Origin of the sequence: Zoogloea sp. 1C4 (assembly GCF_009469605.1) — a bacterium.
GTDB classification, from domain to species: domain Bacteria; phylum Pseudomonadota; class Gammaproteobacteria; order Burkholderiales; family Rhodocyclaceae; genus Zoogloea; species Zoogloea oryzae.
Window position 1 is genome coordinate 192,344 of sequence record NZ_SSXU01000007.1, and the last position, 15,935, is coordinate 208,278.

Annotated in this window: 13 protein-coding genes; 5 read left to right on the plus strand and 8 right to left on the minus strand. The window is 67.6% G+C overall.

Going from position 1 to position 15,935, the window contains the following annotated elements; genetic code table 11:
* The first annotated feature begins 60 nt into the window (after nucleotides 1-60).
* A complete protein-coding gene (gene paaE / locus GH681_RS11210) occupies nucleotides 61-1,155 on the plus strand; it encodes a 1,2-phenylacetyl-CoA epoxidase subunit PaaE (protein WP_153161553.1) in 1,095 nt (364 codons plus the stop codon).
* Nucleotides 1,156-1,212: 57 nt separating this feature from the next.
* Here paaE and GH681_RS11215 read toward each other — a convergent pair whose 3' ends face one another.
* The 3 genes from GH681_RS11215 to GH681_RS11225 all read right to left on the minus strand — a co-directional run bounded on the left by GH681_RS11215 (nucleotide 1,213) and on the right by GH681_RS11225 (nucleotide 5,754).
* Nucleotides 1,213-3,264: a methyl-accepting chemotaxis protein gene (locus tag GH681_RS11215; protein ID WP_194271209.1), complete on the minus strand. Its 2,052-nt coding sequence runs from the start codon at nucleotides 3,262-3,264 to the stop codon at nucleotides 1,213-1,215.
* 311 nt (nucleotides 3,265-3,575) lie between these two features.
* Nucleotides 3,576-4,778 (minus strand): ammonium transporter, encoded by a 1,203-nt coding sequence (locus GH681_RS11220; protein WP_153161555.1) that lies wholly within the window; start codon nucleotides 4,776-4,778, stop codon nucleotides 3,576-3,578.
* A 190-nt stretch (nucleotides 4,779-4,968) separates the two neighbouring features.
* Nucleotides 4,969-5,754 (minus strand): ferredoxin--NADP reductase, encoded by a 786-nt coding sequence (locus GH681_RS11225; RefSeq protein WP_153161556.1) that lies wholly within the window; start codon nucleotides 5,752-5,754, stop codon nucleotides 4,969-4,971.
* 305 nt (nucleotides 5,755-6,059) lie between these two features.
* Between GH681_RS11225 and GH681_RS11230 the strand changes: the two genes are divergently transcribed.
* The 4 genes from GH681_RS11230 (at nucleotide 6,060) to GH681_RS11245 (ending at nucleotide 12,122) form a co-directional block, all read left to right on the plus strand.
* A complete protein-coding gene (locus GH681_RS11230) occupies nucleotides 6,060-6,491 on the plus strand; it encodes a prepilin-type N-terminal cleavage/methylation domain-containing protein (RefSeq protein WP_153161557.1) in 432 nt (143 codons plus the stop codon).
* 231 nt (nucleotides 6,492-6,722) lie between these two features.
* Nucleotides 6,723-10,304 (plus strand): fused MFS/spermidine synthase, encoded by a 3,582-nt coding sequence (locus GH681_RS11235; protein ID WP_194271210.1) that lies wholly within the window; start codon nucleotides 6,723-6,725, stop codon nucleotides 10,302-10,304.
* A complete protein-coding gene (gene ampD, locus GH681_RS11240; RefSeq protein WP_153161559.1) occupies nucleotides 10,301-10,915 on the plus strand; it encodes a 1,6-anhydro-N-acetylmuramyl-L-alanine amidase AmpD in 615 nt (204 codons plus the stop codon). Before GH681_RS11235 ends, ampD begins: the two co-directional genes overlap by 4 nt.
* A 508-nt stretch (nucleotides 10,916-11,423) precedes the next feature.
* Nucleotides 11,424-12,122 (plus strand): lytic transglycosylase domain-containing protein, encoded by a 699-nt coding sequence (locus GH681_RS11245; RefSeq protein ID WP_153161560.1) that lies wholly within the window; start codon nucleotides 11,424-11,426, stop codon nucleotides 12,120-12,122.
* A 109-nt stretch (nucleotides 12,123-12,231) separates the two neighbouring features.
* On the opposite strand, the gene GH681_RS11250 is transcribed toward GH681_RS11245, so the two are convergent.
* The 5 genes from GH681_RS11250 to GH681_RS11270 all read right to left on the minus strand — a co-directional run bounded on the left by GH681_RS11250 (nucleotide 12,232) and on the right by GH681_RS11270 (nucleotide 15,823).
* Nucleotides 12,232-13,386 (minus strand): pyridoxal phosphate-dependent aminotransferase, encoded by a 1,155-nt coding sequence (locus GH681_RS11250; RefSeq protein ID WP_153161561.1) that lies wholly within the window; start codon nucleotides 13,384-13,386, stop codon nucleotides 12,232-12,234.
* A gap of 80 nt (nucleotides 13,387-13,466) precedes the next feature.
* Nucleotides 13,467-14,204, minus strand: a complete 738-nt coding sequence (locus GH681_RS11255) for a cytochrome c biogenesis CcdA family protein (protein ID WP_228111875.1) — start codon at nucleotides 14,202-14,204, stop codon at nucleotides 13,467-13,469.
* Between the two features lie 7 nt (nucleotides 14,205-14,211).
* On the minus strand, nucleotides 14,212-14,616 hold the full coding sequence (locus GH681_RS11260) for a thioredoxin family protein (protein WP_153161562.1): 405 nt from the start codon (nucleotides 14,614-14,616) through the stop codon (nucleotides 14,212-14,214).
* A gap of 81 nt (nucleotides 14,617-14,697) precedes the next feature.
* Nucleotides 14,698-15,396: a 2'-5' RNA ligase family protein gene (locus tag GH681_RS11265; RefSeq protein WP_153161563.1), complete on the minus strand. Its 699-nt coding sequence runs from the start codon at nucleotides 15,394-15,396 to the stop codon at nucleotides 14,698-14,700.
* Nucleotides 15,397-15,421: 25 nt separating this feature from the next.
* Complete coding sequence (locus tag GH681_RS11270) at nucleotides 15,422-15,823, minus strand: hypothetical protein (protein ID WP_153161564.1); 402 nt, start codon at nucleotides 15,821-15,823, stop codon at nucleotides 15,422-15,424.
* Nucleotides 15,824-15,935: the final 112 nt, after the last annotated feature.

The window sequence follows — 15,935 nt, forward strand, 5'->3', positions numbered from 1 at the left end:
GGCACGGTCCCCCACTCCCCACTTCCTGTTCCCTACTACCCACTCCCCCAGGAGCCCCCCATGTCAGCCCCCCGTTTCCACGACCTCACCGTCAAGCGCGTCAGCCCCGAAGCGGCTGGCGCGGTGGCGATCACCTTTGCCATCCCCGACGACGCCCGCGAGCGATTCGCCTTCGAGCCGGGCCAGTTCCTGACCCTGCGTGCCACCATCAACGGCCAGGACGTGCGCCGCAGCTACTCCATCAGCTGCCCGCGCAGCCGGCTCGCCAAGGCCGGCGAGCTGGAAGTGGGCATCCGCCCCGTCGACGGCGGCGTGTTTTCCAACTGGGCGGCCCAGTCGGTCAAGGCCGGCGACACCATCCAGGTGATGCCACCGGACGGCCGCTTTACGGTGAAGAAGCAGCGCGCCATCCACCGGGTGGGCTTTGCCGCCGGTTCGGGCATCACGCCGATCCTGTCCATCGCCGCCACCACGCTCGAAGAGCAGCCCGAATCCAAGTTCACGCTGGTCTACGGTAACCGCCGCATGTCGTCGGTGATGTTCAACGAAGCCCTGCAGGATCTGAAGGATCGCTACCGCGACCGCCTCACGCTGATCCACATCCTGTCCCGTCAGGCCCAGGAAGTCGATCTGCTCCAGGGCCGCATCGACGCCGACAAGGTGAAGGCCGTGGTGGCCTCGCTGCTGCCGGCGGCGAGCATGGATGAAGTCTTCATCTGCGGCCCCGAGGCGATGATCGACGCCACCCAGCAGGCGCTGCTGGAAGTCGGCGTGCGCCCGGATCGCATCTACACCGAGCGCTTCACCGCCAACACCCCGCTGCCCGCAGGCAAGGTGCCCACCGGCACCCGCGACCCGGCGAGCGAGGCGGCCAAGTCGGTGGCCCTCACCGTGATCCTCGACGGCAAGGAGCACGAGATGGCGATGGCGCCCCACGAGCACGTGCTAGACGTGGCCCTCAACGCGGGGCTGGATCTGCCCTTCTCGTGCAAGGCCGGGGTGTGCTGCACCTGCCGCGCCAAGGTGATGGAGGGCAGCGTGGAGATGGACAAGAATTTCACGCTGGAAGCCGCCGAGATGGATCAGGGCTTCGTGCTCAGCTGCCAGGCGCGCCCCACCAGCGGGCGGCTGCTGGTGAGTTTCGACGAGCGCTGAAACGCGCCCCAAAGCAAGACGGCCCGGTTGAACCCGGGCCGTTTTGTTTGTGCTGCCTCAGTGCGCTACCCGGAAGCGGTCCACCGCCTCCGACATGCGCCGCGAGAGGCGGGCGAGGGTGCTCGCCGCGCCCAGCGCTTCCCGGGCCGAGGCGTCGTTCTGGCCGGAGATCCGGCTGATCCGTGCCACCTCTTCGCCGATGCCGCTGCTGGCGGCGGCCTGCTGACGCAGGCTGGCCGACATCTCGGCGGCGATGGTGGCCACCTCTTCGGCGCCGGCTTCGATCACGCTCATGGTGCGGCCGGAGGCTTCCACCTTCTCCACCCCCGTTGCCACCTGCTGGCGTGCGGAGGCCATGCCCTGGATCGCGTCGCTGGTTCCAGTCTGGATGGATTCGACGACCCGGGCGATCTCCTGGGTGGAGGCCGCGGTGCGTTCGGCCAGCTTGCGCACCTCGTCGGCCACCACCGCAAAGCCGCGGCCCTGTTCGCCGGCGCGGGCGGCTTCGATGGCGGCGTTGAGGGCCAGCAGATTGGTCTGATCGGCCACCTCGCGGATCACGCTCACCACGGTCGAGATGTGCTCCGACGCTTCACCCAGGTGCTGGATGCGCTCGGCGGCGGCCGAGACGGCCTGCTCGATGCTCGCCATCTGGGCGATCACGTCGCGGGTGGCCTCCTGCCCGCGGGCCGCCTGCTGGCGGGTCTCGCGGGTGTGGGCGTCGGCGCTGCGGGCGTTGTCGCTCACCATCCGGATGCTCGCCGCCATCTGGCCCACGCCGCTGGCCATGGCATGGGAGGCGTCATTCTGGGTCGCCGCCGCGCCGGCCAGGGCTTCCGAGGTGCGGGAGAGGGTGGCCGCGGTCTCCTCGATCTCGGTCGCCTGCTGGCGCAGCTCGGCGATCAGTGCGCCGACGTTCTGGGCGGTGGCGTCGATGTTGTTGGCGATGATGTGCAGCTCGTTGCGGGTGCCTTCCTCGTGGGGCTCGCGGCGGATGCGCGCCTGCAGATCGCCTGCACCGATGCGCCCGAGCACCTCGACGATGGCCTTCACCGGTCGCATCTGGTGGGTGATGAAGGTGTAGAGCAGCAGCGACAGCACCAGCGCCGCCACCGATGCGGCGATCAGGATGATGTTGCGCAGGGCCGTGCTCTCGGCGGTGAAGTCCTCCATGTAACCGCCGCCAGCCACCACCAGGCCGCCCAGGCTGTCGGTGTGCTCGTAGTAGGCGATCTTGGTCCGGGATGCGCCGTCCCGGTCCTTCCAGGGATAGGTGATGCTGCCGCCGCCGCCCGTCAGCATTCGTTCAAGCGGTTGGCCGCCTTCGGCGTCGTGGATCTCGGTGGCGTTCTTGCCCGCCAGTACCGGATGGAAAATCATCAAGCCCTTCTCGTTGCCCTTGGCGCGCACCAGGAAGGCATAACCACTATTGCCGAACTTGAGGCTCTCCAGCGCCGTCTTCAGGCTGCCGAAGGCGCCGGTGAGGTCGAAACCGACGAAAAGCGCGCCCACCACCTTGCCGTCCTTGTCGCGGGCGGGGGAGTACTTGGTCATGTACTGGCGGCCGAAGAGCTTGGCGACGCCCAGATAGGTTTCCCCGGCGATGAGCTTGGCCTTGGCGGGATGGTCGGCGGCGAGCGCGGTGCCGACGGCCCGCTCGCCGGATTCGGTCTTGAGCGAGGTGCTCACCCGCACGAAGTCGTCGCCCTTGCGCACGAACACCGTCGCAACGCCGCCCGAGCTGCGCGCGAACGCGTCGACGCTGGTGAAGTCGAGGTTGACTGGCTTGCCCTGATATTCGAGCAGCGGTGTATCGACCGCGCCCACCGGGATCGAGCGTTCCGGGTGTAGCACGAAGGGTTCGGGAAAGTGGGAGAGGAAGATCGCCGACACCTTGTCGGTCAGGCCCACGCTGATCTCGTGGGTGGTGTCCACCAGCTGGCGCAGGCCGTGGATGTGGCCCTTCACCTCCCGCTCGGCGTGCTCCAGGCCAAGGCGGTAGGTGTAGGACGAGACAAACAGCGCCAGTCCGAGTATGACCAGCCCGCCCAGCAGAATGGATGCACCCACGAACTGGTGACTCAGGGACATCCGGTTGATCGATTTCATCGTGCTCCCCCACGCCGTCGATGGGCGTCCTCGATTTATTACTAAAGTAATAGGTGATCCTGCTACGGCCGCTCGGCGGAAATCTTGAGCTGGCCTGCGTTTCGGATGCACGAGGGTGTGACGGATGGCCGCTTTTGGCGCCTGTCTGAAGCGTAATCGATTAGGATTCTCATACTCATTCCGATTGGGCGATGTCGGGCGCGAGCATGCGTGCATCCTGACGGCTGGGTTGCGCCCGGAAAACCGGCCCTGAAATGCACAAGGCCCGGTCGAAACCGGGCCTTGCTGGGGAGGATCGCTGCAGCGCGGGCTTACCAGTGGGTTTCCCGGTCCGGCATGGCGGTGATCTTGTGGATCGTCAGGTCGGCGCCTTCGAATTCCTCTTCCGGATCGAGGCGGATGCCGATGAGGGTCTTCAGCGTGCCATACACGATGGTGCCGCCCGCCAGCGCGATGACAATGCCGGCCAGGGTGCCGGCCAGCTGGGCCACGACGCTCACCCCACCAAGGCCACCCAGCGCCGTGGTGCCGAAGATGCCCGCAGCGATGCCGCCCCAGGCGCCGCACAGGCCGTGCAGCGGCCACACGCCGAGCACGTCGTCAATCTTCCAGCGGTTCTGGGTGACGGTGAAGAGCTGCACGAACAGCACGCCGGCGACGGTGCCGGTGGCCAGCGCGCCGATCGGGTGCATCAGGTCGGAGCCGGCACACACGGCCACCAGGCCGGCCAGGGGGCCGTTGTGGATGAAGCCCGGGTCGTTCTTGCCCAGCACCATTGCCGCCAGGGTGCCGCCAACCATCGCCATCAGCGAGTTGAGGGCCACGAGGCCGCTCACCTTGTCGAGGGTCTGGGCGGACATCACGTTGAAGCCGAACCAGCCCACGGTGAGGATCCACGCGCCGAGGGCCAGGAAGGGGATGTTGGAAGGCGGGTGGGCGGCCACGTTGCCATCCTTGGTGTAGCGGCCGCGGCGGGCGCCCAGCAGCAGCACCGCGGGCAGCGCGATCCAGCCACCCACGGCATGCACCACCACCGAGCCGGCGAAGTCGTGGAACTTGGCGCCGGTGACGGCTTCGAGCCAGGGCTGGATGCCGAAGTTGTCGTTCCAGGCGATGCCTTCAAAGAAGGGATACACAAAGCCGACCAGCAGGAAGGTGGCGATGCTCTGGGGGTGGAACTTGGCCCGCTCGGCGATGCCGCCGGAGATGATCGCCGGGATGGCCGCCGCGAAGGTGAGCAGGAAGAAGAACTTCACCATCTCGTAGCCGCTCTTCTGGGCCAGCACTTCGGCGCCGGAGAAGAAATTGACCCCGTAGGCCACGGTGTAGCCGATGAAGAAGTAGGCGATGGCCGACACGCAGAAGTCGGTCAGGATCTTGACCAGCGCGTTGACCTGGTTCTTCTTGCGGACGGTGCCGACCTCGAGGAAAGCGAAACCTGCGTGCATCGCAAGCACCATGATGGCGCCGAGCAGCACGAAGAGAACATTACTGGCGTTGCTTGATTGCTCCATTTTGGGCTCCAAAATCGAAGCGGAGCACCAAGCAGGTGCTGTGCCAGTTTTGATTTATCAAAAATTTCAATCAATTCATAAACTTGACATGAAGCTTGCACGAAGTTGTCGCACTTAAACCGTGCGCTTTGCGTCCGTCTGCACCAAAATCAGGCGCAAACGTCGTGCATTGAACCCCGAAACCGTGCGTTTACCAGGCGTTCTCGACTGCGATGTGGCCGGGGGCGGCCAGTCGGCTGAGACGAAAACCCCGTTCCATCAGGGCTTTGTGAGTGTCGCGCACCATATCGGGGCTGCCGCAGATCATGAAACGGGAGTCGGCATCGGTGAAAGGCAGGCCGACGGCGGCTTCTAGCTGGCCGCTGCGGATCAGATCCGGGATACGCGCATGAAGGGCGCCGGGCGCCGACTCGCGGGTGACGACCGGCTGATAGACGAGCTTGTGGCCGTGCTCGGCCCACAGGGGGTGCTGGCGCAGCGCGGCGATCTCGGTCTGGTAGGCCAGGTCTTCGGCCACGCGGGCGCAGTGGACGAGGATCAGGCGCTCGAAGCGCTGCCAGGTGGTCTCGTCCTGCAGGATCGAGAGATAGGGCGCGAGGCCGGTGCCAGTGCCAAGCATCCACAGATCGCGACCGTCTGCAAAGCGGTTGGTGGTGAAGAAACCGTTGGCCGCCCGCTCGATCATCAGCGTGTCGCCCACCCCCAGCTTTTCGAGCTGCGAGGTGAAGGCGCCATCGGGCACCACGATGGAGTAGAACTCCAGGTGCTCGTCCCAGGTGGCGGAGGTCATCGAATAGGCCCGCCACACCGGCGCACCGTTCTCCTTATATAGACCTAGCCGCGCAAACTGCCCCGGCACGAAGCGGAAACCCGGCTCGCGATTGAGCCGGAAGGACAGCAGCCGCGGGCTCCAGCGGCGCATCCACAGGATGGTGGCGGTGGTGCTGCGGGCGTTCGGATCGGCGACGGTGTCCATGACGGCTCCTCCGGTGGAAGGCGTGGTCCCTGCTGAAGGGACAGCGCCCGGGGCGGTTCGTTCCGGCCGTGCGCGCCGCCGGGCGTGATGACTGACGCATTGCGGCAGCGGGGTGACGAAAAATGTCACACTCGGGGCCTCAGGCGATGCCGCGGGGGCGCATCCGAAGCGGGCGGTTTCCGGTATCTGCCTGATCCGTATGGAATTGAAGTGGGTTGTCGAAAATTGGCACGAGCCTTGCATATGACGACGCTGTCGGGCTTCGGGCCCGTTTCGAACACCCATAATTTCCTGGAGATACGCACATGAAGAAGCAAGCCGGTTTCACCCTTATCGAACTCATGATCGTCGTGGCCATCATCGGCATCCTGGCTGCGATCGCTGTGCCCCAGTACCAGACCTACACCAAGAAGGCCAAGTTCTCGGAAGTCGTCCAGGCGACCCAACCGTACAAGCTGGGTGTTGAGCTGTGCTACCAGAACAACGCCAACACGCTGACCAACTGTGTTGCCGGCACCAGCCCCGACATCCCCGCCAACACCACCGGTGCTGCCGGCTTCGTTAATTCCGTTGCGACCGCTGCCAGCGGCGTCATCACCGCCACTGCCGTCTCCTCCAACGGCCTGAGCGGCGAAACCTACATCCTGACCCCGGCCGCGGCTTCCGCCTCCGCCACTGTTGCCAACGCCCTGACCTGGACCATCTCCGGTACCTGCAAGAGCGCCGGCATCTGCTGATAGTCCGCACTGCCTGAAAAAAAGACCGCGTCACGCGGTCTTTTTTTTTGTCGTTGACCCGTATCCTTCGCTTCAGACCTGTCCTAGTGGGTTTCGATGTCCGTCTCGCCTCTTGCCGCCACATCCCGCGTGATCCGCCGTAGTCTGGCTCCTCTGGGGGCCGTCGCTGCCGCTTCCCCTTTCTCGTGGATCTTTCCGGTCTGCCTGGTGGCCTTCGCGGTCGCTTGCCTGATGGGATTGCTGTCTGAGCTGCCGTCACCCTTCATCGGGTGGAGTTCGGCGGCCTTCCGCAACAACACCTTCAGGGCCTTCGGCCTGATCGGGCTGGTGCTGTTCGCGTTCTCCCGGCCGTCCCTGCGGGACGTGCTGATCGTGCTCGCTGCAGGTGGCGCAGCTGCGCTGGGTTGCGCCTGGGCCTTTGGCCTGACGACGGTGCTGCCGGCCGACGCGGCCCATCCGCCGCTCATCCTGTTCGGCCATTTTGCCGGGCTGGCCGGCATGCTCTCCATTCATGCCCGGGCCGGCCGGCAGATGAGGGCGTCCGAGGCGGCAGAGCCGTTGCGCTATCTCCTCGGGGCGGTGGCGTTCGCGCTCCTCTATGCGCTCTTTTCGGGCACCTTCCTGGCGGCGACGGTGATCTTCCACCCGCGCACCTTCGATGGTCGCTTGCTGTTCCTCGATTCGCTGCTGGGCTGGCAGCCGAGCGTGGCCACCGCCACCTTCGTGGGCGCCCACGAGGGCGTCAAGGCGGTGCTCCAGGTGGCTTATCAGTACATGTATGCGGTGTTCCTCTTCGTTCTGGGCGTGCAGGCTCGGGAGGGCTGGCGCCAGCGGGGCTGGCACGGGGTGGAGGTGTGGTTCGTCATCAGCATGATCGGGATGGTGGCTTATCACCTGATGCCGGTGTGCGGCCCGCTGTATGCGTTTCCCGAGGCCTTCCCCGGCGCCATGCCCGGCATGGACAAGGTGCCGCTGGACCTCATGCCGGTGGCGCCGGCGATGCGCAACGGCGTGCCGTCGCTGCATTTCGGGTGGAGTCTGGCGGCGTGGATCGTCGCCCTGAGCCTGAAGAACCGCTGGCTGAAATGGGGCTCGGGCGTGTTGATGCTGTCGATGGTGCCGGCGACGCTGGGCCTGGGCGAGCACTATCTGCTCGACCTGGTGGTGGCGCTTCCCTTCGTGATCGGGGTGATGGCGCTGCTGGTGCGGGGCGAGCCGGTGTGGAGCCCGCCGCGGCGGGTGGTGTTTGCCGCGATGGGCGGGCTGTACGTCTTCTGGATGTGGTTCCTGCTGGCGGGTTACCTGTGGCTGGCGCGGGTGCCCGGGCTGGTTCCGGTGATGGCGGTGGTGACGCTGGTTGCGTCGGCCTGGGCGCTGCGGACCCTGCTTGGCGTCGTGGCCGGGCTGTCGGCAGTGGCCGGGGGGGCTGTGGCGGCGCCGCGGCGCGCGGTGCGGGAAGGCGGCGGCTATGTGGTGCTGTTCTTCCTCTCGGGGCTAGCTGCGCTCATTTATGAAGTGCTGTTTGCCAAGCGACTGGCGGTGGTGTTCGGCAGCTCGTCGCTGGCCACCTACACGGTGCTCGCCACCTACATGGGCGGGATGGCACTGGGGGCGTGGCTGGGCGGCTGCATCGCCCAGACCCGCCGGCAGCTGGTCGAGCGCTATGTGCAGTGCGAGCTGGGCATCGCGGTGTATTGCCTCGTCACGCCCTTCCTGTTCGACGGGGCGCTGTCCATCTACACGCATCTGGCTGCCGACGCGCCGGTGGATGCGACCTGGGTGGTGGGCCTGCGCTTTGCCCTCGGGGCGCTGGTGCTCTCGGTGCCGACGGTGCTGATGGGCATGACCCTGCCCATCCTCATCGCGCGCCTCGACCGGCGCCAGGACGTGCTGGGCGTCACCGTCTCCAGGCTTTACGGGGCCAACACCCTGGGAGCGGCCCTGGGGGCGTTGCTGGCGGGCTATCTGATCATTCCGATGCTGGGGCTCACGGCGACCAACCTGGTGGCGGTGATCATCAACCTCCTGGTGGCCCTGTCGGCCCTGGGGCTGCGCCGCTCGGATGCGGCTGCTGCTGAAGCACCTGCCGTCGCGGCGCCAGTGCAGCCGGCACGGCCGGCGCAGGCGCCCCGGTGGGCCGTCCTGCTGGCGCTCGGGGGCGTCGGCCTGATCTGTCTGGCGCTGGAGACGCTGTACATCCACATGCTGGCCATCGTGGCCGGCAACAGCACCTACGCCTTCTCGCTGATGCTGTTCGCCTTCCTGGTGGGGCTGGGCGGGGGCGCGGTGGTGTGGCGGCGGGTGCCCGGCGTCTTCGGGCGGCCGGTGCTGGCCATGTGCGTGGTGCTCCTGCTGCTGGCGCTGACGCTGCGCTTCGGGATGTGGCAGTGGGAAGCGATGAGCGACTACTTCGCGCGCTTCCAGGGCTATCCGCTGCCGTTCTCCTTTGCCGGGCGCGAGCTGGTGCGGGGCGCGGTGTGCGTGCTGGTGCTGTTTCCGCCGGCCTTCCTGCTCGGTGCCTTCTTCCCCCTGGCGATGGACCACATGGGGCGGCACGGCGGCGGGCGGATGCTGGGCCTGGGCGTGGCGGTGAATACCCTCGGCAACATCCTGGGGGTGTTCGTGGGCGCGTATGTCCTGCTGCCGTGGGTGGGGGGCGTGGGCGGGGTGCAGATCCTCGCGGCCTTCGCCATCCTGCTGGCGATGGTGCTGGGGCAGGCCTCGGGGCTGCCGGGCCTGCGTCTCAAGGCCGGGGCGCTGGTGGCCGGCCTGGCGGTGGTGACGGCGCCCGCCGAGCTGGATTACGGCCGCGTGGCCTCGGGTGCCAACGTGTATTTTGCGGACCAGCGCTTCGGCCCGGTCATCGACCGCGCCGAGAGCTCCGACGGCGGCCTGACCGCGGTGCACGAGAGCCCCGGCGCCGACGGCCGGGTGTTCAAGACCCTGACGACCAACGGCAAGTTCCAGGGCAACGATTCCGGCGAGATGGAGGCCCAGGCCGGCTTCGCGATGGTGCCGCTGCGGTTCGTGACCCACCGGGATTCCGCGCTGGTGATCGGCTACGGCACCGGCATGACCGCCAACCTGCTGCGGCACGCGGGCTTCACCCATCTGGACATCGTCGACCTGAGCCGGGATATCGTCGAGCTGGCCGATCGTCACTTCCCGCAGCTCAACGAGGGCGTGTCCCGGGCCGACGTCACCCGGATGCACATCGCCGACGGGCGCAACTTCCTGCTGCTCCAGCGGCGCAGCTACGACCTGATCACCGTGGAGCTCACCTCGATCTGGTTTGCCGGGGCGGCGGCGAGCTACAACCGGGAGTTCTACCAGCTGGTCAAATCGCGCCTGGGCGACAGCGGCGTGCTCCAGCAGTGGGTACAGCTCCACCACATCACTCAGCGGGATCTGCTCGCCATCCTGGCGTCGGTGCGCACCGAGTTCCGTAACGTGAAGCTGTTCCAGCTGGGCGGGCAAGGGATGATCGTCGCGTCGGATGCGCCGGACGAGCGCCTGCGCGGCCAGGACGGCGGGGCCAGCGCCGAGGTGGATGCCTTCGTGTCGCGGCTGTTCGGCCACAACGTCCGGGTGAGCCCGGAACTGCTGCTGGAGACCGATGGCGTCGATCTCTTCCTCTCCAACTGGGGCGATCCGGAGGAGTGGGCGTCCACCGACGAGAACATGTATCTCGAGTACGCGACGCCCAAGGGCAACATGCTCGACGGCGGGAAGTCCTACCAGTTCAACATTGCCGTCCTGCGGCAGTACGGCAAGGTGGCCGCGATGAAGAAGACCCTGGAGGCCCGGCAATGATGCGTCGGGTGCCATCCCCCAACCACGACGCCCGCGCCCCCGGCGAGGCGGTGACGCTGGTGGTGATCCACGCCATCAGCCTGCCGCCGGACCGCTTCGGCGGCAGCGGGGTCGAGGCGCTGTTCACCAACCACCTCGACCCGGCTGCGCACCCGTACTACGCGGGCATCCACCACCTGCGGGTATCGGCCCATTACTTCATCCGCCGTACCGGCGAGCTGATCGAGTTCGTGCCGCCGGAGGCGCGGGCCTGGCATGCGGGGGTGTCGAGCTGGCGGGGGCGGGAGCGCTGCAACGATTTCTCGGTGGGCATCGAGCTGGAGGGCTGCGACACGCTGCCCTTCGAGCCGGCGCAGTACGCGGCCCTCGCCGGGCTGCTTGCCGATCTGTGCGGCCGCTTTCCGGTGGAGGGCGTGACCGGCCATTCGGACATCGCCCCGGGCCGCAAGACCGACCCCGGGCCGTGGTTCTCGTGGGGTCGTCTGCGCCGGGAAATCGCCGCCCGCGGACGTCCGGACATCGTCGCCCTGATCGAGCCGGAAGGGTCCGCCGAGGCTGACGACGGGACGCTGATGAGCTGGCCTTTCCCGCTCTCCATGCGGCCAGGCTGAGGGTTTCGGGGGGCTTCCCGAAACCCGCCCGGTGACTGGTTTTTCCCGGGTCCGGTGGGCGAAAGGCGCATGGACGCTGCGATCCGGATGATGCTTTTGGAATGCTCTCCAGAACAGTGTGAATACCCCGGGATTGACAAAACCCAGTCGAATCAATACAATGCGTTGTGTGTGCAATGCAGCACACATTTTTTTGAGTCGTTTTTTGTTAAACGTCGGCGCCGAAACCGCCGCATGGCCGGGCATCCCAAGCCGGTCACTGACCAGAACCCTGGTCTGGTTTCAGCGTCATTTTTGGCACGCTGCCTGGTTGCACCAGCGTGTTTGGATCAACCCCTGGCGACCTAGTCTTTCGAGTGCCGTCGGCCGGTTTTTTGGCTGACGAGTTGAACCCGGCCCTGCTTTTCGAGGGCTGTCGGGTGATACAAGCGGAGCATCGCTTCCCGGTTTTTTCGGGATCGATCTTTCGTGTGCGCTTGCCTGACTGTGGCCACAGAAAGGAGAGCCCATGTTCGCAACTCGTATCGCGAAGTACGCACGTCACGCGGCTTCATTCATGCTTCACTTCGCCCACGGCGGTTTGCTCGTCGCTGGCCTTATCGTCACTCTTTTTGTCGCCTCGCGGATCGCCAATCATGGCGTTCAGGGTCTTTCCCTCGGCAGTCTTACCGGTGGTCCTGCCACCGTGGCCGCCGTTGAAGAGATCGAGCCGGAAGTCGTGGAAGTCGCAGACACCACGTCGCCCAAGCTCAGCCCCGATCTGCAGCGCGTCAAGACCTACATCGCCAAGCGCTATCAGGTCTCCGCGGTTGCCGTCGAGCCGCTGCTGGCCTCGGCCCAGCAGACCGGCCGTAGTGTGGGTGTCGACCCGCTGTTGCTGGTGGCCGTGATGGCCATCGAGTCGCGCTTCAACCCCTTTGCCGAAAGCCCGATGGGGGCTCAGGGCCTGATGCAGGTCATCCCCAAGTGGCATCCGGACAAGATCGACGTCAAGTCCGACAAGAGCGCGATGTTCGATCCGGATACCAACATCCGCGTCGGCGCCCTGGTGCTCAAGGAGTACATCCAGAGCACGGGCTCGGTTGAGCGGGCCCTCCAGCAGTACAACGGATCCAGCGATCCCACCGCGCCCTACGCCAACAAGGTGATGGCGGTGAAGGCCGCCCTGAGCCAGGCCGCCCGTGGCGGCAAGTTCTTCGGCGTCTGATCCGTTGTTTTGCAGCCTGCCGTCAGGCAGGCGCGTGTCTCTTCCTTTCTGCCGATCCCCCTCCGCGCCCCCGCAACAGGCGCCGGAGGGGTGATGTGCCCGCCGCTGCCTACAGCACGCGGCGGATGCGTTCGGCGGCTTCTACCAGCCGGGCTTCGTCGGTGGTGTAGGCAATGCGCAGGTGACGCTCTGGCGCGTTGTCCCCAAAGTCGATGCCCGGGGTGGTGGCCACGCCGGCTTCCTCGATGAGCCGCTGGGCGAGTTCCTCGCTGCTGGCGGCGATGTCGGAGATGTCGGCGTAGAGATAGAAGGCACCCTGGGGCTCCGTCGCAAATCTGAAACCGATCTCCCGTAGCGCAGGCAACAGCGCATTGCGGCGGTCGGCAAAGGCATGGCGACGGGCTTCCAGGATCTCCAGCGTGCCCGGCTCGAATGCCGCCAGCGCGGCGTGCTGGGCCGGTGTCGACGGCGAGATGAAGAAGTGCTGGGCGAGTTTCTCGATGTCCCGCACGTAGCCTTCGGGCACCACCATCCAGCCAAGCCGCCAGCCGGTCATCCCGAAATACTTCGAAAAGCTGTTCACCACGAACACGTCATCAGCCCGGCTGAGGGCGGTGCTCGCCTCGACGCCGTAGTTCAGGCCCTGATAGATCTCGTCCACGATCAGCACGCCACCGCGGGCCGCCACGGTGTCGCGCAGGGCGACGATCTCGTCCAGCTCCAGCAGCGTGCCGGTGGGGTTGGCCGGCGAGGCCACCATCAGCCCGCGGGTATTGGGCGTCCAGGCTGCGGCGACGTGGGCCGGCGTGGGCTGGAAGCGGGTCGTCGCATCCACCGGCAGTGCCACCGGCTTGCCTTCAAAGCTGCGCACCAGATGGCGGTTGGACGGGTAGCCCGGGTCGGGCAGCAGCCATTCGTCGCCCGGATCGGTGAGCACGCCCAGGGCCAGCATCAGCGCGCCGGAGGCGCCGGGGGTGACGATGATGCGCTCGGGCGCCACGTCGGCCCCGAGGCGGTCGTGGTAGAAGCGGGCGATGGCTTCGCGGAGCGCGGTGAGGCCCAGGGCCGGCGTGTAATGCACGTGGCCGCTGGTCAGAAAGCGGCGGCCGGCCTCGACGATCGGGGCCGGGCTGGGAAAGTCCGGCTCGCCGACCTCCAGGTGGATGATGTCGCGGCCTTCGGCGGCCAGGGCGTGGGCGCGCTTGAGGATCTCCATCACGTGGAAGGGCTGGATGTCGGCCATGCGGCGGGCGATTCGGGTCATCGCGAAGTCCTGATTCTCTGGTGTTGCAGGTAATCAGCCATTGTAGGCCAGCCCCGCCTGCAGGCGCGACCCGGCACTGCTCAGAACAGCGTGGTGAGGCGCAGCCAGCCTTCCGGCAACACGTCGATCACCCGAGCTTCCAGCCATTTGTCGGCGCCGGTGAGGATGGCGACGCCGGCGAGGCCGATCAGCACGCCGAAGGCCTTCTTCATGCCGTCGCCTCGGGTGAGCACCCAGCCCCGGGCGCGGGCGAGGCTGGCCCGGGACGCGTAGGCCACTGCCACCAGCGGCGTGGCCGCCCCAAGGCCGAACACCCCGAGGATCAGCGCCCCGCGGCCGGCGCCGCCTTCGCTCGCCACCAGCGTCAGCGCCGAGGCCAGCAGCGGGCCGGAGCAGGGGCTCCACACCAGCCCGAGCACGCCGCCCAGCAGCAGCGCGCCGCCGAGGGAACCGCCGTCGAGCCGGCTCGACGCCGCATTGGCCGACGAGGCCACGGGCAACAGCAGCTGGCTGAAGCGTTCGCCCAGGGCCGGCACCAGCATCACCAGCGCAAAGGCGATCAGCAGCACGGCGCCAAAGGTCCGCACGCTGTCGGGATCAATCCCCAGTGCCGGGCCCAGGGCACCGACCACGAGGCCGATCGCGGCAAACGATGCGGCCATGCCGGCCCCCATCGCCAGCGGCGCCAGCCGGTTGGCCTGCATCGCGCCGCCGACCACCAGGGGCAACACCGGAAAGACGCAGGGCGAGAGGGTCGTCAGGCTGCCGGCGAGGAGGCTGAGCCCCAGCTGGGGCAGGGAGAGGGCGGCGTCCATCATCGCGCCCTCACTGGGCCGGGGAGACGGCCGAGCGCAGGGCGGCGCGCAGGCGGTCGGCATCGGTCTCGCCGGCCAGCCTTGCCGTTTCCTTCGCACCGCGCCAGACGATCAAGGTGGATTGGGTGCGCACGCCGAGTTTTTGCCGGAGGGCGCGCTCGCTGTCGTAGTCGGCCACCAGCAGCGGCAGAGGCAGGCTCGCGTCCGGCTTGAGGCCGTCAAAAACCTTGGCCTGGGCGCGACAGGTGGGGCACCACGGGGCGTGGAAGTGCACGGCCACCGGCTTGCCGGCCGATTGGGCGGCGGCGAGGGCGTCGGCCGAGTAGGGCTGGATCTCCAGGGCTTGGGCGGCCAGCGGCGCCAGCAGGCAGGCGAGGGCGGTAACGAAGCGGGGGAGGTGGGTGAGGCGGTTCATGGCGGGCTCCGGGTGACATGCGGGCGTGCATGTCGGATTGGTCGGAGCCGGCGCTGGATTCTTACAGCGCCTCGCCAGATTTCAGTCGGTGTCGGGCCAGCCGGTGGGGCGCTGGTGCCAGTCGAGCTGGCGCCGGGTGAGGTCGTAGCTCGCCAGGGTGGCGAACGCGCCGCCGATCTCGGGCGCCGCGTAGTGCATCAGGCTGATGCGCTCGACACGGCAGACGAGGGCGGGCGCGGCAAAGGCATCGAGCCGGGGCAGAATGTGGGCGGTCGGCCAGGTGCCGGCGTAGAGGCCTACGGTGACATGGGGCGTGTAGGGGCCGCCGGGCTCGTCCTGGTCGCCGGCCAGGGCGCGGCGCAGGTGGCGGATGCCGCCGGCGGGGTCGGCTACCGACAGGAAGGGCGCCGAGCTGAAGCTCGCCAGCGCGCCGATGGTCAGCGCGAAGGGCGCCGGTGCGCCGGCGGTCAGCGCGGCCACCTGGGCCGCGAGGCGAGCGGGGCTGTAGTCGTCCGGGTGCCGCGGTTCAGCCGTCGGAAAGCCGCACAGGGCCAGGGTGATGTGGGGCTGGCGGCGGTAGCCGTCGAGGAGCAGCCCATCCAGATGGGCCTCGGCCCCGGCCACGGCCTGGCGTACGTCGGGCAGGTCCACGTCCACCGCCCACAGGGCGTAGTGCGGGCGGCCCAGGTGCCATTCGGGAAAATCCCGGCGCTCGTTGCGCAGGGTCTGCCCGGCGGCGAGGAAGGCCGCCCGGGCGTGGTCGAAGGTGTTTGTGGTCAACGGCGTACGGGCGGGGTGGGCGAAGTCAGCGGGCGGACGGAAGGCGCTCGCACATCCGGTTGCGCGGTTCGGGCAGGGTCTGGCCCTTGGCCTTGGCCCGCTCCATCATCTGGGCGTGGTGTTCGGCGACGTATGCGAGGCATTCCTCGCGGGACTGCATGCCGCGCATGCGATCCCGGTGGGCGCTGCGCTCCTCGGGCGTCATCAGCGCCATCCCCGGGGTGTTGCGACGGTTGGCTCGCCAGTTGCACTGGGGCGAGCCCTGGGCCTGCCCGGCGGCAGCGCAGGGGCGATTGGCCGGGCCGGCGCCCGGGCCCATTCCGCCGCCCATCCCACCACCCATTCCCGGTCCGGGCTGGGCCCAGGCGATGCTGCTCATCAACAGGCTGGCGGCGGCCAGCGCAAGGCTGTGCTTGAGGGTTTTCATGGTGATCTCCTGAGCGAAGGGCCCACCACGCGCGAAGCGGCGCCGGCGAGAGCCATTCAGCCCAATGGTAGCGCGCCAGCGCCCGCTTTCAAGCGCCACCCCCGGAACCCCC

Bases quoted from the DNA above. Each gene is read 5' to 3' on its own strand.
- paaE (WP_153161553.1), top strand. From the start codon at position 61: ATGTCAGCCCCCCGTTTCCACGACCTCACCGTCAAGCGCGTCAGCCCC.
- GH681_RS11250 (WP_153161561.1), bottom strand. From the start codon at position 13,386: ATGACCCGAATCGCCCGCCGCATGGCCGACATCCAGCCCTTCCACGTG.
- GH681_RS11215 (WP_194271209.1), bottom strand. From the start codon at position 3,264: ATGAAATCGATCAACCGGATGTCCCTGAGTCACCAGTTCGTGGGTGCA.
- GH681_RS11235 (WP_194271210.1), top strand. From the start codon at position 6,723: ATGGGATTGCTGTCTGAGCTGCCGTCACCCTTCATCGGGTGGAGTTCG.
- GH681_RS11230 (WP_153161557.1), top strand. From the start codon at position 6,060: ATGAAGAAGCAAGCCGGTTTCACCCTTATCGAACTCATGATCGTCGTG.
- GH681_RS11260 (WP_153161562.1), bottom strand. From the start codon at position 14,616: ATGAACCGCCTCACCCACCTCCCCCGCTTCGTTACCGCCCTCGCCTGC.
- GH681_RS11245 (WP_153161560.1), top strand. From the start codon at position 11,424: ATGTTCGCAACTCGTATCGCGAAGTACGCACGTCACGCGGCTTCATTC.
- GH681_RS11255 (WP_228111875.1), bottom strand. From the start codon at position 14,204: ATGATGGACGCCGCCCTCTCCCTGCCCCAGCTGGGGCTCAGCCTCCTC.
- GH681_RS11270 (WP_153161564.1), bottom strand. From the start codon at position 15,823: ATGAAAACCCTCAAGCACAGCCTTGCGCTGGCCGCCGCCAGCCTGTTG.
- GH681_RS11225 (WP_153161556.1), bottom strand. From the start codon at position 5,754: ATGGACACCGTCGCCGATCCGAACGCCCGCAGCACCACCGCCACCATC.
- ampD (WP_153161559.1), top strand. From the start codon at position 10,301: ATGATGCGTCGGGTGCCATCCCCCAACCACGACGCCCGCGCCCCCGGC.
- GH681_RS11220 (WP_153161555.1), bottom strand. From the start codon at position 4,778: ATGGAGCAATCAAGCAACGCCAGTAATGTTCTCTTCGTGCTGCTCGGC.